This is a genomic window from Lachnoanaerobaculum sp. OBRC5-5 (assembly GCF_000296385.1).
Taxonomy (GTDB): domain Bacteria; phylum Bacillota; class Clostridia; order Lachnospirales; family Lachnospiraceae; genus Lachnoanaerobaculum.
Genome location: NZ_JH815185.1, coordinates 909,791 through 931,525 on the forward strand (window position 1 = coordinate 909,791; position 21,735 = coordinate 931,525).

The 21,735-nt window shown below is 35.5% G+C and carries 20 protein-coding genes and 1 tRNA gene; 1 reads left to right on the forward strand and 20 read right to left on the reverse strand.

Annotated elements, in window-relative coordinates:
* Positions 1 to 18: 18 nt before the first annotated feature.
* The 19 genes from HMPREF1135_RS04160 to HMPREF1135_RS04250 form a co-directional block, all read right to left on the reverse strand.
* The gene (locus HMPREF1135_RS04160) at positions 19 to 1,173 is read right to left on the reverse strand and encodes a YkvI family membrane protein (protein WP_007592327.1); all 1,155 of its coding nucleotides are present in this window, start codon (positions 1,171 to 1,173) and stop codon (positions 19 to 21) included.
* Between the two features lie 10 nt (positions 1,174 to 1,183).
* A complete protein-coding gene (locus tag HMPREF1135_RS04165) occupies positions 1,184 to 2,290 on the reverse strand; it encodes a 2-hydroxyacyl-CoA dehydratase subunit D (protein WP_007592330.1) in 1,107 nt (368 codons plus the stop codon).
* A gap of 10 nt (positions 2,291 to 2,300) precedes the next feature.
* Complete coding sequence (locus HMPREF1135_RS04170; protein WP_007592332.1) at positions 2,301 to 3,530, reverse strand: 2-hydroxyacyl-CoA dehydratase subunit D; 1,230 nt, start codon at positions 3,528 to 3,530, stop codon at positions 2,301 to 2,303.
* Between the two features lie 30 nt (positions 3,531 to 3,560).
* Positions 3,561 to 4,331 (reverse strand): acyl-CoA dehydratase activase, encoded by a 771-nt coding sequence (locus HMPREF1135_RS04175; RefSeq protein ID WP_007592334.1) that lies wholly within the window; start codon positions 4,329 to 4,331, stop codon positions 3,561 to 3,563.
* 318 nt (positions 4,332 to 4,649) lie between these two features.
* A complete protein-coding gene (locus HMPREF1135_RS04180) occupies positions 4,650 to 5,336 on the reverse strand; it encodes a GntR family transcriptional regulator (RefSeq protein WP_007592335.1) in 687 nt (228 codons plus the stop codon).
* 129 nt (positions 5,337 to 5,465) lie between these two features.
* Entirely contained in the window at positions 5,466 to 5,918 is a 453-nt protein-coding gene (locus HMPREF1135_RS04185) for a DUF5684 domain-containing protein (protein ID WP_007592337.1), read from the reverse strand.
* Between the two features lie 179 nt (positions 5,919 to 6,097).
* Positions 6,098 to 7,027, reverse strand: a complete 930-nt coding sequence (locus HMPREF1135_RS04190) for a tRNA dihydrouridine synthase (protein WP_007592340.1) — start codon at positions 7,025 to 7,027, stop codon at positions 6,098 to 6,100.
* 83 nt (positions 7,028 to 7,110) lie between these two features.
* Positions 7,111 to 8,667 (reverse strand): carbohydrate-binding domain-containing protein, encoded by a 1,557-nt coding sequence (locus HMPREF1135_RS04195; RefSeq protein ID WP_007592343.1) that lies wholly within the window; start codon positions 8,665 to 8,667, stop codon positions 7,111 to 7,113.
* A gap of 197 nt (positions 8,668 to 8,864) precedes the next feature.
* Complete coding sequence (locus HMPREF1135_RS04200; protein WP_007592344.1) at positions 8,865 to 9,443, reverse strand: cell wall-binding protein; 579 nt, start codon at positions 9,441 to 9,443, stop codon at positions 8,865 to 8,867.
* Between the two features lie 243 nt (positions 9,444 to 9,686).
* On the reverse strand, positions 9,687 to 10,754 hold the full coding sequence (uxuA, locus tag HMPREF1135_RS04205; protein WP_007592346.1) for a mannonate dehydratase: 1,068 nt from the start codon (positions 10,752 to 10,754) through the stop codon (positions 9,687 to 9,689).
* Positions 10,755 to 10,807: 53 nt separating this feature from the next.
* On the reverse strand, positions 10,808 to 12,418 hold the full coding sequence (locus HMPREF1135_RS04210; RefSeq protein ID WP_007592348.1) for a mannitol dehydrogenase family protein: 1,611 nt from the start codon (positions 12,416 to 12,418) through the stop codon (positions 10,808 to 10,810).
* 200 nt (positions 12,419 to 12,618) lie between these two features.
* Positions 12,619 to 14,229, reverse strand: coding sequence for an FAD-dependent oxidoreductase (locus tag HMPREF1135_RS04215; protein ID WP_007592350.1), 1,611 nt, complete (start codon positions 14,227 to 14,229; stop codon positions 12,619 to 12,621).
* A gap of 14 nt (positions 14,230 to 14,243) precedes the next feature.
* Positions 14,244 to 14,807: an alkyl hydroperoxide reductase subunit C gene (gene ahpC / locus HMPREF1135_RS04220; protein ID WP_007592352.1), complete on the reverse strand. Its 564-nt coding sequence runs from the start codon at positions 14,805 to 14,807 to the stop codon at positions 14,244 to 14,246.
* 252 nt (positions 14,808 to 15,059) lie between these two features.
* Positions 15,060 to 15,797 (reverse strand): tRNA pseudouridine(38-40) synthase TruA, encoded by a 738-nt coding sequence (gene truA / locus HMPREF1135_RS04225; RefSeq protein WP_007592355.1) that lies wholly within the window; start codon positions 15,795 to 15,797, stop codon positions 15,060 to 15,062.
* Between the two features lie 4 nt (positions 15,798 to 15,801).
* Positions 15,802 to 16,608: an energy-coupling factor transporter transmembrane component T family protein gene (locus tag HMPREF1135_RS04230; RefSeq protein ID WP_007592358.1), complete on the reverse strand. Its 807-nt coding sequence runs from the start codon at positions 16,606 to 16,608 to the stop codon at positions 15,802 to 15,804.
* Entirely contained in the window at positions 16,601 to 17,476 is an 876-nt protein-coding gene (locus HMPREF1135_RS04235) for an energy-coupling factor transporter ATPase (protein ID WP_007592359.1), read from the reverse strand. The genes HMPREF1135_RS04230 and HMPREF1135_RS04235 overlap by 8 nt, the downstream gene beginning before the upstream one ends.
* Before the next feature lie 18 nt (positions 17,477 to 17,494).
* Entirely contained in the window at positions 17,495 to 18,349 is an 855-nt protein-coding gene (locus HMPREF1135_RS04240; RefSeq protein WP_007592361.1) for an energy-coupling factor transporter ATPase, read from the reverse strand.
* Positions 18,350 to 18,412: 63 nt separating this feature from the next.
* Positions 18,413 to 18,486, reverse strand: a tRNA-Arg gene (locus tag HMPREF1135_RS04245).
* A 76-nt stretch (positions 18,487 to 18,562) separates the two neighbouring features.
* Complete coding sequence (locus HMPREF1135_RS04250) at positions 18,563 to 19,294, reverse strand: TraX family protein (protein WP_007592363.1); 732 nt, start codon at positions 19,292 to 19,294, stop codon at positions 18,563 to 18,565.
* A 194-nt stretch (positions 19,295 to 19,488) separates the two neighbouring features.
* Between HMPREF1135_RS04250 and HMPREF1135_RS04255 the strand changes: the two genes are divergently transcribed.
* Positions 19,489 to 20,847 (forward strand): MATE family efflux transporter, encoded by a 1,359-nt coding sequence (locus HMPREF1135_RS04255; RefSeq protein WP_007592365.1) that lies wholly within the window; start codon positions 19,489 to 19,491, stop codon positions 20,845 to 20,847.
* Positions 20,848 to 20,997: 150 nt separating this feature from the next.
* On the opposite strand, the gene HMPREF1135_RS04260 is transcribed toward HMPREF1135_RS04255, so the two are convergent.
* Positions 20,998 to 21,735 carry a hypothetical protein gene (locus HMPREF1135_RS04260; RefSeq protein WP_007592366.1) on the reverse strand — a complete coding sequence of 246 codons (738 nt, stop codon included), beginning with the start codon at positions 21,733 to 21,735 and terminating at the stop codon, positions 20,998 to 21,000.

Here is a 21,735-nt window from a genome sequence, read left to right on the forward strand (position 1 = left end):
TCTCTTCTCCCTTTTAATTTATTCTTTGTCAAACTTTGTAACAGCCATATGAATAAGATAAGGTATCATGATTACAGGTATTGTAAGATAACCTAAATACTTATATCCAACTGCAACGATCTTGTTTAAACCTAACTGTGCAATAAAGAATGCAAGTAATGTACATACTAATGTAACAACAATAACATTTACGCCCGGTTTATTATTAGGATCAAAATTCTTATCAATAGATGAACAAATTCTGTTGCTCATTCCGGCAATCATATTTACTGCAGTTGATACAGAACCTAAAACAATAAGTATTGAAATCATAGGTCTTAAGATGTCAGGTGCAAATCCTTTATTTACAAGTATAATAAGTGGAATAGATTCCTTCGCAAAATCAGGCTCATTTATAATAGCTGTAAGTCCAAGAACTGCAAGTAAACATATAAAACCGTTTACAAAAAATCCATATACCATTGATGACTTTGCCATATCAGGAGAATCAAAAGGTTTAGCATGCTGTACAAGTAAGCCTATTGCACCCAACTGGAATGCGGCATATACAATACCCTTTATTAAAGCAGGACCTACAGGTGCAGGATTTGCAATCTCTGCTGAAAGATTTGACATAATGTCTCCCCACTGCATAACAATATTTGGTATATAAACAAGGAATAATCCTGCAACTATTAAAACTGAAAGTGTTGATGCCACTTTTCTAACAACATTTGTACCGTAAACAGCAACAATAAAGATAAATAAGCCTGTAAATATTGTTCCGATCCAATGATTAATTCCAAATGATTTTTCCATTGTAGCCACACCGGTTGCAAAAGCTGCTGCAGGTGCCACACAAATAGTTACTAAATAAACCAACTCATATAATGTACTGAAAACTACAGCCAAAACATCTCCGGCCTTTTTTCCGAACTTATCATTAAATCTATAGAAGCTCTTATTGAAACTTGCATAGTTGTATAATTCATGTTTCTTAGCATATTTAAGTGCATACCACTGATAGAATGCACCGATTGCTTGAGTAAGAATACAGGTTACAAATGCCCATATTCCGAAGTTCAAAAAGAACGCTCTCAACTGGTTTCCTGATGCAAAACCGCCACCAAACTGAGTTGTAAACCATACGAATGCTACGCCTATCACCACAGGCATTTTGTCCTTATTAATCATGATGTTCCTCCTAAATCAACATATCTGCAAATGTTTGTAACATAGTATTTGCTTGCTGATAATTTTTCATTTGTCTGTCCACTTCTATATTTATATGTGGAATACCTGCCTCGTCTGCCGCTCTCTTTATCGGCACATAATCAAACTCCTCAGGATCGCAGAATTTAGTCATAAGAACAACTATACCATCTGCTTTTTTCTTCTTTGCTTCTTCAATTATAAAGCTTACTCTTTTTTTATCTCTGTCATACAGTAGTGAGCAATTATCCATTTCCGAGAATTTCTTTGCTAAAGCATATAAATCATTTCCGCTTGTAATGTCTGTTCTATATTGTCTTGATTCATAAGCTATATCATCACCTACTATCTGCAGATTATTACTGTCAAATATATTAAGTAAATCCGGTGCATCAGCCAATATTCCTGTTGTATAAACTCTCAGCTTCTTAGAAATCTTTCCTTCTTTTTTAATAAGCTCGATAAGTTCCTTAACAAGTTCTGTATGCTCTTCTTTAAGCATAAACCATGCACTCTTAAATACTGCACTTCTGTCTGCTGCAGATACTTCATAATCTTCTGAAATCTTTGAGAATTCTCTCATTACCCTATTATGTTCATTATAGATTTCATATGTTTTTTTAAGTTTACTCTCATCAAACTTTTCACCTGTGATATTCTCCAGGTCATTTATTACTCTCTTATACATTTCAACAGTAAAATCAACCGCATAATCAGGTTTTCTGTTTTGTGGATAAGTCATCGGTATAAACGGAATATCTTTTACGGCATATTTCCAGTTCTGACCTAAAGTTTTAAGCGAATCACAAAGTGACGGAACTACTATTGCACTTACTCCGGAATAATTTCCCTTTATTCCAAGCTCCAATATAGTCTGCATTATTGAGCAAATAAATGCAGGATAATATTTCTTTGACTCGTTTATTTCAATATCTGCTCCCCATACTCCCATCGGTACAAATCCAAAAGCATGAATTATCTCCTCAGGTGTATATACAGGTGCAACAGCTATAACTTTCTTTCCTTCTGAGAGGTATTTATCGAGCTGTTCCTTTGGAGACACACTAACCTTTTTTAAAGTTTCTAAACAATGCCACATAGTCTCCCCCTTAAATTTCCTTATTTACTTCCATAATTTCTGTCAGACCTTGAACTCTTGTATCATATTGAGCTTCAGAGAAGTTTCTTGGATCAGCCTGATCTCCGTCAAAACTTACAACGGGAATTCCACACTCCTCACCGATTTGTCTGCTCATCTCAGACATAAATCCCGACCAAAGTTTACAAGATCTGTTTGTATGTACAAGAAGTCCTTCAACACTGTTATCTTTACAAAGCTTTGTTCTCTTATCTCTTGCATGTTCTATATTCATACAATTAGGAACATTTGCATATGCCCTGCACATTCCGTCAAAGTCATCATAAATAAATCCGAAAGCATCAGCATATATAGTTGTAACCATATTTATTCCACGACTCTTAAGTCCGGTAGCTGTAGCACGAAGCCATGGCCAACATGCTATACCTTCAAACATAATTCTGTATTTTTCTTCACCTTTAAATGTAGACTCACCTTTTTCATGATTTTCTTTATACTCTTTAAGCAAAGTCTCCATTGCCTCCGCCGCTTCAAGCTTTCCTCTGGCTGTAACCATAACAGCCATATGATTTAATAAATCAAATCCGTTAAATGGTGACGGTGAATACTTAGCTGTAGCAGTTGCCTCAAGCCATGCTCTGGAGCTTCTGCCTGATATCTTTCTTACCTCTTCGTATCTTTCATTACTCCACTTTTTACCTGTAATCTCCTCTAATTGATGTATTGCATCCCAGAATTGATTTCTGATATAAGCTGTCATTGCCTCTGAAACTTCATAATCAGGATTAAAAGGAATATCTATCATAATCATAGGAATATTCAATTCTTTAGCAATGTTCTCATACCATTTAATCATACAGTTACATATATTATTACAACATAGAACGAAATCCGGTTGTGGCATATCTTGTTCCGGTGCTTCCTTAAGCTTCATATATGCAAGAGATATTCTGGCATATGCACATATATCATTAGAATATCCATCGCCTTCACTCTCACTACACATTCGTTCTCCACCACCTCTGGCTGCAATTCCGGCTGCCTGATTTTCAGGATAACATACATACAATCCTAATGTTTCAGGAATCTCTACCGGAAAGTTACTTGCGCACCATCCTACCAATTCGCCTCGCTTTTTAGCCTCTACGCAGTCACTGTATGCCTTTGCTGCTATCTTACCCAATCTGGCTTTTGCACTGTTTGGATCTATAATAGGCTTTTGTTTTTTAGCTTCTTCCACTGGTTTCCTCCTACTTTTTAATATAAAAATTTATGACTTTTTAAAGCCGTATATTGCGGCTCCAAGTGCTCCCATAAGTTGAGCGTTCTTACTAAACACTATATCTACACCAAGTTCTTTACTCATAGCATTTCTAACACCTGAGTTTTTAGCTACACCGCCACTCATACATACTTCTTCAACTATTCCGACTCTCTTAGCTAAAGCGGCAACTCTTATCGCAACAGATTTACATATTCCGGCTACCAAGTCCGGGATATTCCTTCCTGTAGCAAGCTGAGATATAACCTCCGACTCCGCAAAAACTGTACATGTACTTGATATATTTGCAGGATTATCAGATTTTGACGCCTCAATCTCCAACTCATCTATTTGAAGATTAAGAATATTAGCCATCACATCAAGAAATCTTCCGGTTCCTGCAGCGCACTTATCATTCATAACAAAATTTGTCATTTTACCGTTAGCTGCAAGTGATATTACTTTCGCATCCTGTCCACCGATATCTATTACCGTTCTGACATTAGTAAACTCTTTATGTACTCCAAGCGCGTGGCACGTCAACTCACTGACTTTATAATCAGCCAAATCGTAGTTCATTCTTCCATAACCTGTAGCAACTACCGACTTAATATCTTTTAATTCCAGTTTTGAAGAGTTTAGTACATTATTTACAGCTTCTTCTACACCGGCTGTTCCCACAGTTGCTACAACTATTGAAGAAGCTACTATGTTTTCTCCATCCTCCAATATTACAGCCTTTGAAGTGGTTGATCCGATATCAACACCTAATGTGTACATAAATTTCTCCTTTATATCTTGTCTACTAGTATACAAGTAATCCCAAAAAATAAATGTGTTAATAATATAACCAACATCTATGTTATAATATTATCAATTCTTAATATTTTTGTAAATATGCATTTTTACTATATTTACATGTGAATTTTCATTTATTTTTTCATCTATTTATTATTTCATCTTATTTTTTGTATGTTTAGCATATTATTATAATTTTTCATTATAATATTGCACTATAATATTAATACACTTCAGATCCATGTAGTAAACTTTACTATATTGATAAAGATTGCAAAACTTAAGTTTTTTTTGCATTTTTTATGATATGAAATATTTGGGATATTGCTTTATTGCACTTTCATATATATCTGTAATTGTTTCTAAGTGTGCAGCCATGCACTCCTGTGCTTTATAAAGGTCGTTACTCTTTATCCCTTTTACTATATTCTTATGTTCCTCTACAAGCTCATGTATACGATCTGCAAACTTAACATCAAAGTTTCTCCACCTGGAAATGTGAAGCATGATATCACTCAGAATTACAACTAACGCGTATCTGTTCACACTGTCTATCATCGTTTTATGAAATTCACTATCAAGTATTCCAAATCTACGCGAATATGTCTTCTCATCTATATACTTCTCTTCTTCTTCAATATTCTTCTCAAGCTTTTTTACCAATTCCAATCTCGCAGACTCATCCAACTTGGTAAACATCTCATATATAACTTCTTTTTCTACCGCTGTTCTAAGCATTAACAGATCTGATATATAATTTAAATCAATTTGTGTTACATAGGTACCTCTCTGAGGTCTTACTTCTACAAATTTCAGTTGTGCCAACTTTGTAAAAGCATTTCTTATTATTGATCTTGATACACCGTAATCTATACACATTTGATTTTCACTGATAAGCTGTCCCGGTTCAAGTTCAAGTCGAATTATTCTTTTTAAAATACTCTTATAAACTTCTTCTGCTGTATATACTTTTTTCTCTTCTGTCATTACATTTATTCCTTAAAACTATTTTCTAACCGATTGATTAAGTTTCTAAGTAAATTATACTACAAAAATCATTTTTTTCTCAAACAAAAAAAGAAAGACCGAAGTCTTTCTTTATAATCAATAAACTTATTAATACTGTGATCCACTCTCTGTGAATACATTTCCCTGATACTGTGCATCACCGAAGCCGAGAATAATCTCACATACGAACGGTAAAAAGAATAAGCCTATTGCGAATCCTACATCATATCCGAAAGCTTTTGCTTTCCAATAGCAGAATCTTGCTCTTGCAACAATGAAGAGTACCAAGAATGCAAAGCTTACCAAACCGAATAAGAAACCGATAAATCCGCCTACACCTGCTATCAATGCTACTATTCTTGAAAGAATGAATGCACACCAGAAGTAAATAATATACTTCTGATCCCATGTCTTTCCTGCGTAAAGATAATCATTATAAAATGGAATAATTGATTTCCATCCTTCAATATTCATCTTCTCAAAGACCTTGAACATTCCTACAACTGCAAGTGCGTAGAGAATAAACGAAAAACAATTAACAAAGAACTGCAATACACCCATAATTTTGCCTCCTAAAACAGTTTCTTGTAGTGATAAAACGCATTAAATTTTTATCAATACTTTTTAAAGTATATAGTAATTTTTATTATTCCGCAACAAATTTATATTCTAAATTTTCTTACTTTTTTATAACATTATCCTTATTCATAAATAATTTTATTTTAAATTCCGGCTTTACTTTAATATAATTCATTTACAGCCATCTTATATTCTTTCAGTCCACCGGATTTTCTTATCTTTTTCAGTATTTTAGCATATCTGTCATCATCACCAAGTATCATTCCCCAGATTTCTTTGAGTTTAAACAAAGTATTTCTTTCTCCGAAATCCAAAGACATATACTCTTCAACTATATCATCCAAAAATGCTACCGTCCTTTCAATACAGATGTTTTCTTTATTTTCCTTTATGGACTCGGACAGTAGAGGATTTCTTACCAAACCTCTTCCAATCATAATTCCTGTAACCTTCTCATCAAAAATTTTTGTTTTCAAAACATTGATATCGTCTAATATCTTTATATCACCGTTATATATAATATTCTGTTCCAAAGTATTACACGCTTGTGTAAATGAAGGTAAGTGTATATTATTTTTATAAAAATCACTTCGTAGTCTCGGATGAATTATTATTTCATTAAAATCATATTTTTCATATACTTTCAGTAAATCATCCCACTCTCCATAATCCGAAAAACCTATTCTTGTTTTTACAGAAATTGTTATATTGTTTTTCTTTTCAAATATTTCATAAAAGAATCTGTCTAACGCTTCAGGGTTCTGTAAAAAACCTGAGCCGCGTCCCTTTGATGTTACAGTGCCTGACGGGCAGCCGAGATTTATATTAAATTCACTATAACCCATCTCTTCTATTTCATCTACCAGCTTTAAAAAATCTTCTGCACTGTTTGTAAGGATTTGCGGTATCAAATATTGTCCCTTATTGTACTCTGTATTTAATTCCATTAATTCGGATTTTGAAAACCCTTTTTTCATATGCGGTGTAATGAAAGGTGTAAAAAATTTGTCCACTCCGCTAAAATGCTTTATATATACCTTTCTGAAAACATAATTTGTCACACCCTCCATAGGTGCCATGTATATCTCCATAAATCTCCTCAAATCAAAAAATAGAGGGCAAACAACCCTCTATCTAAGTTTATCATTTTATATGCATTTATCAAATATAATTTTTAATTATTTTCTGTCTGTGATGAATCACTGCTTGGCGGCTCCGGCATTTCAAGTTCATTGCCGTTTGCATCGGTAGGCTTTTGTGGCGGCTCTCCTGTAGGAGGATTTCCTCCCGGACCTCCGTTTCCATCCGGTCCACCTTGACCTCCCATGCCTCCACCGGTACTTTCACCGATAGTATTTCCACCTGCTGTTATAGTTACCTCATCACTGTTATCTCCTGCAGTTACCGTATATGTTTCTCCTGTGGTTAACTTATCTGAAGATATAACCGCAAAACTGAATGACTTGGCTGCCGTATAACTTACAACGACATTACCGCTCTTATCGGTTACCTTTATCTCCGTTCCTGCCTCAAGCGTACTTGAATAGTAAGCCGTTATAAAGTTCTGTGTTGAATTGCTTGAAAATGTCTGTGACATCTCCTGAACACCTGTACTTACAAATGTACCGCTTGAAATAGTTGCTTCACCATTGTAATCAAGTGCAACGTCCGGACCTGAAGTAGCTCCTGATATATATACAGTTCCTCCTTCAATATATACCTGACCGTTTGAATCAATACCGTCTGCTCCTGCATCTACATTCACCACACCGCCTGCGATCTTTAAGTACGTATCAGCCTGGTTCTCCTCTCCATATGCTTCCTTTTCTTCATCTGAGGCACTGTCATCCAGAAGACCTCTTGCATTAAGACCGTCATCTGTTGCAACAATATCAATATTTCCACCGTTAATATCAATAGTAACAGCCTCAAGACCTTCACCGGCCTTCTCTATATTAATATTTCCGATGTTTATTACCAGCGCTCCGTCTGTTGTGATTCCGTCATCTTCCGCATTTATAGTTATATTTGCATTTTCAATAGTAACAGAGTCTTTACCCTTTATAGCCTTATCTACAGAATCAATAGTGATATTTCCTCCAAGTATAATAAGGTTGTCTTTGGATTTTATTGCCGCTGCATAATTAGAATCAATGTTTAGGCTTCCGTTTCCGTTAATAGTTAAATTGTTTTTAACAAAAAGTGTTGCATCAGGCTCATCTTCACCGTCTGCATACTCATAGCTTGTTCCGTCACTGAGTATATTTGTTGTTCCGTCTACAAGTGTAATTACAACTTTCTTTCCTGTAGCTGCATTAATAGCTGACGATGTGGTATTTGTAATATTTACACCGTTGAATACCAGGTGTACCACATCCTCATCAACGACTTCAGTTATTATCTGTCCGTCAAAGTCTCCGCTGAGAACATATGTACCCGCCTTTGTTATTTTAATATTTCCGTCTTCAAATGTAGCACCGTCACCTGTTATATTGGCACTACCTGCACTGAGTTCAATCTTCGTATCTGAGTCTGAATATGAAGTATCCAGATCTTCATCCGAGTACTCACCAACTGTTGTTATACTTGAAGTATCGGTTGCAGTAGTTTCGCTCTGCTGCATTGTAGTTTCTGTTGTAGTTGTTGTCTTGTTATTTGAACAACCTACTATTGCTAATCCAAGTGCAATAGTTATAAGCCAAGCACACATTTTCTTTTTATTCTTTTTCATATTGTACCTCGTTTCTAAAATGGGGTTTGTTGTTTATGCTCTGTATTATCTACAAAAGATATGTTCAAAATGTGTGCTTCAAGTGTAAAGTTTGTGTTTTTCTTACTTTTCCATAACGGAATACGTAAAGTTTTCTGCGAGCATTATACTAAAAAAGCAGACAGGCAATATCCCTGTCCGCTTGAATAATTCTTGAATTATTTTGCTACATAAACTCCGTCATTATTTACATAGTAACCGTCAGGAGTTGTTGCATTGTACCACATAGCACCATTAGCATCGAAATAGTACCAAAGATGTGTATTCTCTGTGAGTAACCAACCGATGTTCATATGTCCGTCATCATGTAAGTAGTACCAGTTGTTATTGATATGTAACCATGAAGTATACATATAACCGTCTGCATTGAAATAATACCATTTAGAATCCTTGAATACCCAAGTATTCTTTGCATAATTTCCTGCACCATAGTTTAACCACCAGCCGTTAGCATCCTTTACCCATGTGCCTGCTGAAGAACTTAAAGTAGATACTGAGCTGCTTCTTCTGTTACTTGAACCTGAACCGCCTGATGATGAAGAACCGCCTCTTCCTCTTCCTGAACTTGAAGGTGTTGCTACAGATGGTGTTGAAGGTGTTGCTGTTGATGATGTTGCCACTACTGCAGCAGTACTTCTTGACGGTATAATAATTGTTGATGGAGCTGCATTAGCTGCAAAAACCGCTCCAAATGTTAAACCTAATCCTAATGTAAGTGTCGCTATTAAACGTTTCATATATCCCTCCATATATCAAATTAATTTAATATTTCTTAACGAAACATTTAGGATAATAACATCATTCAGCAAATAATGCAATGCAAATTACCTTTCTAAAAAATTACAACTTTCTTACATAATCAAATGTAATCTGTGAAACACATATATTTACTGATACAATTAATTAACATATGTTAAATTCTATTGTTTAAATAGTTTTAACATAACATAAAAGGGAAGGCATAACCTCCCCTTAAAACCTTATTTATTATCAAATTTTTCAAGTGCATCCCATACACCTAGTATATACATTACACCAAGTGCTCTATCATACAAACCGTATCCCGGTCTACACTTCTCATCCCATATATGTCTTCCGTGGTCAGGACGAATATATCCTGTATATCCACAGTCGTGATAAGCCTTTATAATATCAAGGATTCCTACATCTCCGTCACAATCTCTATGTGAAACTTCCGAGAAATCTCCTCCCTCATAGTGCTTTACATTTCTTATATGTGCAAAGTAGATTCTGTCACAGTGCTTTCTTACTATATTTGCAACTCTGTTTTTCTCATTTGCTCCCAATGAACCTGAACAAAGTGTAAGTCCTGAATAAGGATTGTCTACAAGCTTTAAAAACTTGTCTATTGCGGCTTCATCAACCAAAAGTCTTGGAAGTCCGAAAATATCCCATGGCGGATCGTCCTGATGAATAGCCATCTTGATATTACATTCCTCACAAGTCGGCATAATCGCCTCAAGGAAATACTTTAAGTTCTCCCAAAGTTTTTCTTTTGTAACAGGCTTATATGCCTCGAAAAGTTCCTTCAGATGCTCAAGTCTTTCAGGCTCCCAACCCGGCATTGTATATCCCTTTGATCCTTCTATGATATATCTTGCCATCTCAATAGGATCTTCTCTGATAACTTTCTTTTCATAGAAAAGTGCATTTGACCCGTCAGGCAACTCATGATGTAAATCAGTTCTGGTCCAGTCAAATACCGGCATAAAGTTGTAACATACAACCTTTACACCGAATTTTGCAAGATTTCTTAGAGTTGTTTTATAGTTTTCTATAAGTGCATCTCTTGTAGGTAAACCTATCTTTATATCATCGTGAACATTTACAGATTCAACCACATCCATATTAAAGCCATATGGTTCCAGTTGCTTTCTTACTTCTTCGATTTCGGCCACTTCCCAAACTTCTCCTGCTGCCTTGTTGTGCAAGGCCCAAACAATACCTTCAACACCGGGAATCTGCTTGATTTGCTTTAAAGTAACGGAGTCATTTCCTTCTCCGTACCATCGCCAAGTCATTTGCATAAATTTCTCCTTACTATAGTATCTATAAATATAAGTAACCTAAGTCACTGATATTATCCCACATATTTCTTCAATGTCTCCCTTACAGCTCCCTTTCCTGCTATAAGTTCCACAAAGTATTTTTCTGCAAGCTCACCAAGTCCTGCTTCATATAAGTTTACTCCGAATATGGAAGCATCGCCAAACAACTTCTCAAGCTTTGAATGTACATCGCTGTCTCCAATATTTATATCTTCCACCATCGGAACCACCTTTTCAAGTAAAGGATCCGGACTGAGTTCAAATTTATTTAAATTATCATCTGTTCCCATCAGATATCTTGCCCAACCTGCAAATACAAGAGGTATAAGCTTAAGATCCGAAACATTTAAACTATCGTTTTTTTCATATGCCTTTATTGTCTCACCGAATCTTATTGCAAGCTTTTGTGATGTATCACAGGCAATTCTTTGCGGTGTATCCGGCATAAAAGGATTTGGAAGTCTTACTTCTACTACAGTATCTATGAAATCTTTAGGATTGATGATTCCCGGATCTGTAACTACCGGAAGCCCCTCTTTATACCCTATAGTTTTTATAAGTTTTGTAAGCTCACTGTCCTTCATCTCATCGCTGATTTTTTCATATCCCAAGAGACAACCGTATATTGCAAGTGCAGTATGAAGAGGATTAAGACAGGTGCATACCTTCATTCTCTCCACCATATCTACAACTTCACGCTTTGTAAACATTACTCCCCCTTCTTCAAGCTTCGGTCTGCCGTTTGGGAAGCTGTCCTCTATTACAAGGTACTCCGCCTCTTCCGCATTTACAAAAGGTGCCACGAATGTGTTCTTACTTGTCTTTACAAAGTCTACATCCTCTATACCGTCTTTAACAAGCATATCCATTACGGAGTCGGCAGGTCTCGGTGTTATTTTATCAATCATAGACCAAGGGAAACTTACCTTTTTTTCATCTTCCACATATTCTAAAAAGCCTTTATCGCAGACATTATTATCACACCAGTTCTTTGCAAATGCTACCACAGCAGCCTTAAGTTTGTCACCGTTATGTGAACAGTTATCCATACTCACCATAGCTACAGGAAGAGCACCTGCCTTAAATCTCTCGTAAAGCATGGCACATACCTTACCCATGTAACTTGTGGCTTTATCAGGACCCACCTTAAAGTCCGCCTCTATACCTGCAGGAGTATTTCCGTTTCCGTCAACTACCGCATAACCTTTTTCGGTTATTGTAAAACTTACCATTTGAAGTGAAGGCTTTCTAAACAGCTCCTTTAAAGTTTCGTAGTCTGAATTTTGAGGATCCACTCTCAAAGACTCTACTACAGAGCCTACAATATTCTTCTCAACCGTTCCGTTACAGCAAAGTTTCATATATATTGTCAGATCGTCAAATGAATTGAATGCCTTATCTATTATTTCATAATCAAATCCCTCAGCAACAACAAGACCTATATCGGTTTTCTTTTCATTTAAAAGATTGTTTAAAACATTTGCCTGAAATGCTCTGAAAATGTTTCCTGCACCGAAATGTATCCAATTCGGATTTGCAAGTGTATTCTTTTTCACCTGCTCTCTGTCATACTTTGGTAGAGAGTATCCGAGTTTTTCCCAAGCTGCTGCATTTTCTAAAATACTTCTTTGATTGAGTTTCATTATTCTTCTCCTCATTTTGACCTAAAAAGCTTATAAACGATATTTATAAGCCACGACTCCGACCTTAAAATATATTACAATTTACGTTGCCAGACATTCAATATTTTATCATTTTTTCCATATAAAAAGCAAGGCTGAACCGTTACAAAACTTCACTTTTATAACACTGTTCAGCCTACTTAATTCAATAGTTTTAATGTTTAATTGTTTATATACTCAAGGACTTCTTCTATGCTCTTCTTACCGAAGAATACCTTGTCTTCATTCATTACCAAACATGGCACACTCATTACATGATATTTTTCTCTGAGATCCCCGAAATGATTTATATCATAAACTTGTGCATCAATATTCGGATTTAGAGAAGCAATTCTTTGTACCGCTACAACAAGGTCAGGACACATTGTACAACTAAGTGATACTAAAATCTTAAATGACACTTTATCCTTTATTTCTAGTATCTTTTCTCTTATATCATCACTTAATCCCTGTCCCGGACCTGATACATTGTATATACCCAGAATAAATGAAGTAAATTCATGTCCTCCCGGAACGCCGTGGAAAGCTAAACCGCTGAACTCTCCGTCTCTATGTATTTCTACAACAGGCGCCTTTGCTTCATCTTTTACCTCTTCAACAGATATCTTGTCTGTAAGTTTACCAAGCTCGGTCATATATGAAAGCAATTCTTTTGATACATCATCATCCTTCACAAATACCTTAAGTAAGATATCTTTTTCCATCTTACCGAATACGGTATTTAACTGTGCAAGCATATCAGATGAGAATAATCCTTCTTCCTTGACTTCTTCTTTCGGCAAACTTCCCTTTCCGGCTCCTGATTGCCTTATAGGAACTACCGGCTTGATACCTGTCTTTTTATGCATTACAGAGATATACTTTTCAAGTTCCGTTGCTGCAATACCTGCATCTCCGACAGTTGTTACAACCTGTCTAAGCGGCTTTATACAAACATCTCCGGCCGCATACAATCCGTCAATTGCAGTTTTCTTTGAGGCGTCTGTAATTACATATCCTCTTTCATCAAGTATTCCGAAGTCCTTTACCAAAGAGGTTGCCGGCTCATATCCTGCAAATACGAATACACCGAAACCTTCCTTGTCTTCAAATACTTCTTCTTTACCTGTTTCATTGTTCTTATAAACAATTCTCTCAAGTACGTCTCCACCTTCAACTTTCACCACCTCGGTATGTGTAAGTACGGTAATTTTCTCATTATCATATGCATGTTGTGCTGTTGTTTTTGCACAGGTAAAGTCAGGCTCTCTGATAAGAATGGTTACATGCTTTGCATACTTTGTCAGGAATACGCTTTCTTCCGCAGCCGCAAAGCCTCCTCCTACAACAAAGACTTCCTTTCCTTTAAAGAATTCTCCGTCACATGTAGCACAATATGCAACACCATGACCCTTAAACTTTGCCTCACCTTCAAATCCGATCATTCTTGGTGATGCACCTGTTGCAAGTACTACTCCAAAGCACTCGATATCTCCCTTTGATGTATGGACCTTCTTGATATCACCGTCCATATCGATGGAGTCCACTGTAGCAAGTAAGAATTCGGCACCGAAGTTTTCCGCCTGTTTTCTCATCTGCTCTCCAAGCTTGGCTCCTGAGATATGCTCTATACCCGGATAATTTACAACTTCAGCGGTCAGAGTTATCTGACCGCCAAATTTTTCTTTTTCTATAACAAGTACACGATAATATGCTCTGGCTAAATAAATAGCCGCTGTCAGACCTGCAGGACCTCCGCCCACAATGACTGCATCATACATGTTTTTACTCATAATGTCCCCTAATATTATAACTGACCTACAAGATCAAGACTTGGCTTTAATGTCTCAGCACCCGGCTGCCACTTAGCAGGGCAAACCTGATCGCCATGCTCATGAACGAACTGGCAAGCACGAAGCTTTCTTAAAAGCTCTTCAGCGTTTCTTCCTACGCCACCTGCGTTTACTTCATAAGAAACGATCTTTCCGTCAGGATTGATGATGAAAGAACCTCTCTCTGCCAAACCGTTCTCCTCGATATATACTTCAAAATCTCTTGAAAGTACATGTGTAGGATCTGCAAGCATCGGATACTCAATCTTTGAGATACGCTCTGAATGATCATGCCATGCCTTATGTGTGAAATGTGTATCTGTTGAAACTGAATAGATCTCACATCCTGCCTCTTTAAACTCCTTATAATTCTTCTGTAAATCCTCCAACTCTGTAGGACATACAAATGTGAAATCTGCAGGATAGAAGAAGAATACACTCCACTTTCCTAAGATATCCTTCTTAGATACTTCAACGAAATCTCCCTTATGAAATCCCTGTACGCTAAACTCTCCAACTTCTTTGTTAATTAATGACATAACTGCCTCCTTATATAAATAAAATATTTTTTTTCTAAATCAGTATAGGAAATATCTTTACTCAAAAGGTAAATGATAGGTTTTCCTAACCTGTTGTTATTATATTTACCATAAAATTATTGTATACACAATAGCATTTTTGTAATTTCGGCGTTTTAACTAATAATAATTCCTATTATTATGAATTATTTTACACTAAAAAGCAAACAATATCTTTATTATAAAAAAGGATGCGATCATCTCGCATCCTGCTTAAATATATTCAATTTCAACCAAAGTCAGTCCCTTTGCAGGCATTGTCTGCCCTGCAAGTTTTCTGTTTTTTACTTTCATTATCTCTGTGATATAACTTGGCGGATAAACGCCCATACCTACCTTTATCAGAGTACCTGCTATAATACGAATCATATTGTAGAGGAAACCGTCACCTCTTATTACAACAGTGATCATATCTTCATCCTGTAACACTTCCAAAGAAAAGATGGTTCTTACAGGTGATGAGGCCTGAGATTTCTGTGAGCAAAAGCTTGTAAAATCATGTGTTCCTATAAAGTATCCGCTTGCCTCTCTCATCTTCTCAACATCCAGATTGAAATAGCAAAAATGTGCATAAAGTCTTTCTGTAGGTATATCAATCTTTCGATTCAAAATTCTATAGGTATATGTCTTTATACAGTCATTCTTTCTCGGATGCCAACCTGCTTCAACCTCGTCGGAATATTGTATTCTGATATCATCCGGAAGTCTTTGATTTATGGCAAATGCAAACTTATCTGCCGCCATTCTAGCATTGGTATCAAATACGGCCACATTTCCATAGGCATGTACTCCCGAGTCTGTTCTGGAGGCACCTATTATCTCTATTTCTTCACCTGTAAGTTTTGAAATGGCATTATTTAATACTTCTTCTATAGTTATTCCGTTAGGCTGCTTTTGCCAGCCGCAATAGTTTGTACCGTCATAGGATACTATAAGTCTTATTCTTCTCATTACCCTACTTCCTAAAAACAAAAACCAAAGCAATACAAATAAGCATATATATCAAATAATATAAATATGCAATTATATCAATCTTCTTATATTTTAAAGGTTTCAGCTTGGTTCTGCCCTCACCTCCGTGATAGCATCTGGCTTCCATCGCCATAGCAAGATCTGTAGCTCTTCTCATTGCTGAAATGAAAAGCGGTACAAGAAGAGGTACCATTGCCTTTGCTTTTTGTATTATATTTCCCGACTCAAAATCGGCACCTCTTGCCATCTGAGCCTTCATTATTTTATCTGTTTCCTCTATCAATATTGGAATAAATCTAAGTGCAATCGACATCATCATTGATATCTCATGTACAGGTATCTTTATAACTTTCAAAAATCCCATGCTTTTTTCAAGACCGTCTGTAAGTGCATTAGGAGTTGTAGTCAATGTCATTACAGATGATCCCACTATAAGGAAAATCAATCTCAGTCCCATGAATATTGAAACTCTGATACCTTCTTTTGTTATTTTAATTATCCACAGTTTGAATACTACTTCTCCGTCAGTCAAAAATAAATTAAAGCTAACACTGATAATCAAAAGTATTAGGACAGCTTTCAGCCCCTTTATCATGAATTTTACAGGAACCTTTGAAAGCGAAATAGCAACTACTAAAAAGAGTGTTGCCAAAGCGTATCCCGGCCATGAATTTGCTATGAACAGAGAAATAATAAAAATCATGGTTCCAAAAAGCTTTGTTCTCGGATCAAGTCTATGTATTACAGAATCTATTGGGTAATATTGTCCCAATGTAATATCTCTAAGCATTTTTATCCTTCCTCTTAATATATTCTAATATTTTATCCCTGGCTTCTTCTATTGTGGTAATATCGTCTCCCAAGTCTACACCTTCTTTTTTAAGTCTCTCCACTATATAAGTTATTCCCGGCGCACTAAGTCCTATGCTCTCAAGATATTTATACTTCTTGAAAACTTCCTTAGGCGTTCCGTCTAAAACAAGCTCACCGGCATTCATAACAAGCAATCTGTCGACATACTTTGCTACGTCCTCCATACTGTGTGAAACTAAAATGACTGTCATATCCCTTGATTTTTTCAATTCTATAATTTCGTCAAAGAGCTCATCTCTTCCCTTAGGATCAAGTCCTGCTGTAGGCTCATCTAAGATAAGCACTTCCGGATTCATAGCTAAAACTCCGGCTATGGCTACTCTTCTTTTTTGTCCTCCGGAAAGTTCAAAAGGTGATTTTTTATAATAACTTTCATCAAGGCCAACCAAAGCAAGGCTTTCCTTTGCTCTTGCTTCCACCACATCTTCAGGAAGCTTTTGATTTCTCGGACCAAATTCCACATCTGAAAGTACATCCACCTCAAAGAGCTGATGCTCGGGATATTGGAAAACCAAACCTACCTTTTGTCTTAAAAGTTTCATATCATACTTTGCTGTATATATATTTTCTCCGTTAAAAAAAAGCTCACCTGAAGTAGCCTTTATCAGTCCGTTCAAGTGCTGTATCAAAGTAGATTTTCCGGATCCGGTATGTCCGATAATACCCACAAACTCACCCTTTTTGATGGTAAATGATACATCCTTTATGGCGTACTGTTCAAATGCAGTTCCTTCTCCATATATAAAGTTTAATTTCTTTGCTTCTATTTGCACATTATCTTGCATTATTATCTCCAAATGTGTTTATTTTAATATCGGTAAAAGGCTGTCTACAAGCTCATCCAATGTAAGTATGCCGTCCGGTAAATCAAGTCCTGATTGTTTCAGTTCAAATGCAAGCTCTGTAGTACTTGGTACGTCAAGTCGAAGTTTCTTTAATTCCTCCACATGTGAGAAAACCTCTTTCGGTGTGCCGTCCATAACTATCTTACCCTCATCCATAACTATAACTCTGTCGGCTTCTATAACCTCTTCCATATAGTGAGTAATCAGTATTACCGTGATATTTTCTTTTTTATTTAATTCAAGAACCGTCTTTATAACTTCTTTTCTTCCGTTCGGATCAAGCATCGCGGTAGGCTCGTCAAGTACAATACATTTAGGCTTCATTGCCATAATACCCGCTATAGCCACTCTTTGCTTTTGTCCGCCTGAAAGTTTATTCGGAGATTTATATCTGTAAGCGGTCATTCCTACCGCCTCAAGTGCGGCATCCACTCTCTTCCACATATCATCTGTCGGAATACCGATATTTTCAGGCCCGAATGCCACATCTTCTTCCACTACATTTCCTATGATCTGATTATCCGGATTTTGGAATACCATTCCTACCATCTTCCTCAAATCAAGAAGTGTTTCATCATTTGCCGTATCCAAATCAGAGATAAATACAGTACCTTCTGTAGGTAATAATATACCGTTTAAATGTTTTGCAAATGTAGATTTTCCCGAGCCGTTATGTCCTAAAATCGCCACAAAATCGCCTTGTGTAATATCAATATTTAAATTATTGATAGCTCTTTTTACATCCTCTACATTGTCCGCTTCATCTCTTGTTATATAATCAAATATAAGCTTTGTTGCTTTTACTATTCCCATATTTTCCTTTTACTTACTTTTTATAAAACAAAAACCTCAGCAAGGTTGCTGAGGTTCTAATAACGTGCGTGAGAAGATTCGAACTCCCGACACCTTGGTCCGTAGCCAAGTGCTCTATCCAGCTGAGCTACACACACATTGCAAGTACATATTCTACATTAGTGTTTTGTGTTTGTCAATAGGATTTAAATATTTAAATAAAAACTATAGGATTTAAATATTTAAATAAAAACGTAAAATACCCAAAATGAGTATATGTACAGGATAAAAAAGATAATTGAACCACTTATATTGTTTACCTCTTTTTCCGTTATAGGTTAGAGTCATAAAAAATCCCAGGCATGAATATAACTCTTTTATAATAGATAAATACCCAAGCCCTGCTCCAAGTAAAGGTTTATCATAAAAAATATAGAAAATATACGCCGCTACTACCGCGTGGTAATCATAGTCAAGGCTAAGTTCCATTGCCGACAGTCCTGAAAATATAACTATTATAATAGAAACTGTATACCATAAAACTTTACTCTTAATCTTCCCTTTTAAGGTATCTATTATCCATATAGTTATTAGACATAGTGCCAGAGTAAACATCATATTGTTCCAATACGGATTAAAGAATGTTTTCGATGTAAACATATCAAATGGTACTTCAGATATCACTCCGAACACTGTCAAAGTAAGCAGATATTTCTTCCTGTTTTTTGTTTTATAAAATCCTTCCACTATAAAAAACACAAAAATAGGGAAAGCAATTCTTCCCAATACCGAGAATATATTTGACAAGTACAATAAAAATCCGCTTCCGTCAAGTAAAGGTGTTATAAGAGCATTGTTTACATGATCAATAAGCATTGAAATAAATGCTATGTATTTTAGCTTTGCTCCTGAAAAGATTTGAATTTTTTTTAATTTATCAGATTCAAATCGTTTATTTAATTCCATAGTTTCCCTCATATTTTTATATATTTATAAATCAAATTATACTTAATGGAATTTTATTATATCATATTAAAAGAAATATTTTATAAAATGAATTTTAACATATTCTTTGTAATCATTTGACTTGTAAGTACACTGCACATATAATGGTAAAATCACGCTCTTAAATAAGAGATTTATCAGTATGGAGGATTATTATGTACACCGCTACAAAAGGCAGCTCATCTTTTAATAAAGATATTTTAAGGCTTGCCGTTCCGATAGTTTTACAAAATATTGTTACAACCGCTGTAAATTCTGCTGACGTAATAATGCTGGGCTTTGTAGGACAAGACGCACTTTCAGCCGGATCACTGGCAAATCAGGTTATGTTTATATTAAACCTTGTATATACAGGTATTTCATCCGGTGTCATAATGCTTGCCGCACAATACTGGGGGAAAAAGGATACAAAGACAATCGAACATATAATGGGCATAGGTATGCAGCTGTCCATGTTTATATCAAGTATGTTTTTTATTATGGCATTCTTTTTTCCACATATTTTAATGAGGATTTTTACAAATGATATCAACTTGATTACTTCAGGCATACCTTATCTTAGAATGGTAAGTTTCTCATATCTTTTTATGAGTTTTTCTCAAGTATATCTATGTGCAATGAGAAGTATAGAAAGAGTTCATTTCTCGACTGTTACAAATGCAGTTGCACTGATTTTAAATATTATCTTTAATGCAGTTTTTATTTTCGGACTGTTCGGTGCACCAAAGCTTGGAATACTTGGTGTTGCACTGGCAACCGTAATTGCAAGAGGTGTTGAGTTTACAATATGTGTTATAGATAATTTTATACCGAAAGCCATTCATTTTCATATAAAGAATATTTTGGAAGTAAATAAAATATTATTTTTTGATTTTATGAAATATTCTCTTCCTGCATTCGGAAATGAGATAGTTTGGGGAGTGGCCTTTTCTATGTACTCTGTTATTATGGGGCATCTTGACAGTGATATAGTGGCGGCAAATGCAGTAGTTGTGGTTGCAAGAAATCTTGGTACTGTGGCCTGTTTCGGTATAGCTGACGCAGGAGCAATTATCCTTGGAAAATCAATAGGTTCCGGAAATACCGATACTATAAAGTCCGATTCTTCACACTTTGTTAAAATAACAAGTATGTCTGCAGTTGTAGGTGGAATAGTTATATTTCTTTTACGACCTGTATTTTTCACTATGGCTGATTTAACTCCTACTGCACAGAGTTATCTAAGCATAATGCTTTTTATAAATATGTATTATATAGTAGGCCAGGCATTCAATACGGCAATGATTTGCGGTGTTTTCAGATCGGGTGGTGATTCAAAATGGGGATTTTTCTGTGACATAATAGATATGTGGTGCTATTCGGTTCCGCTTGGCTTTATATCTGCTTTTGTTCTTAAGCTTCCGCCGATGTGGGTATACTTCCTTATTTGTACTGATGAGTTTGTAAAGATTCCTTTTGTTTATAAGCATTATAAGAGTTATAAATGGCTGAAAAATATTACAAGAGATTTTTAAAATAAAAGACTTAGTATTAATCTATTCCAATACTAAGTCTTAAATTCTTTTTAAAATCCACTAAATTTTAATTTTTATACAGTAATATATTAGGTGTAAGTCATAATAGAACTAAATGACTTTCATCACAAATCAATGTAAGGTGATATTTTACTTCTCTTCAATTTTGCCTATAACATTTTGCGTCAGCGAAGGACTATTTGGGTTAGCTGGTTGAAAATACTTTGTTGCAACTCCTCCAATTTCTCTTATTCCATTATCAATTATTCCAAAAACATTCTTCATATCTTCATTCATTAACTTAGAAAATGCAGCTGAACGTTCTGTTATAATCATTAATTGATTAGTTACCTCTTCTCTAATAATATCGTCACCTGTTCCATCAGGAAATATTTCTTTCAAATTCTTAATACTATCATACATTTGTATTTTATATTTATTCTGTAAGTCTAAATATTCTTTTTCCTTTTCATTATATAATGATATTATTCTTCCTCTTGTATCTACGGCGATATTTGCGATAACATTAGCAAGTTGAGTAGCAGCTTCTGCCATTTCTTTTCTATATTTAACCTCTAACTGCACCATTTTTTCTTTACGTAGCAAATCACTATCTAAAATCATTTGATTAATTTCTTCTTCTGCCTTTCGCTCTTCCAGTGAAAGTTTGATTTCTCTTTCCTTCCTATCCAGTTCTAAGTCAACTTCAAACTGCTTAAGTTTTATATCAAGTTCTTGCTTATGTTCTGCTAGTCTTTTTTCATTATTTATATCGATTTGTTTTAACGGCTGTCTCATAGCATCACATAATAAATGTAAAGGTTCATATATTATGTCATCAACTTTGTCAAACATACCAAAAATTTTAAATACATTTTTTGCTTCCAT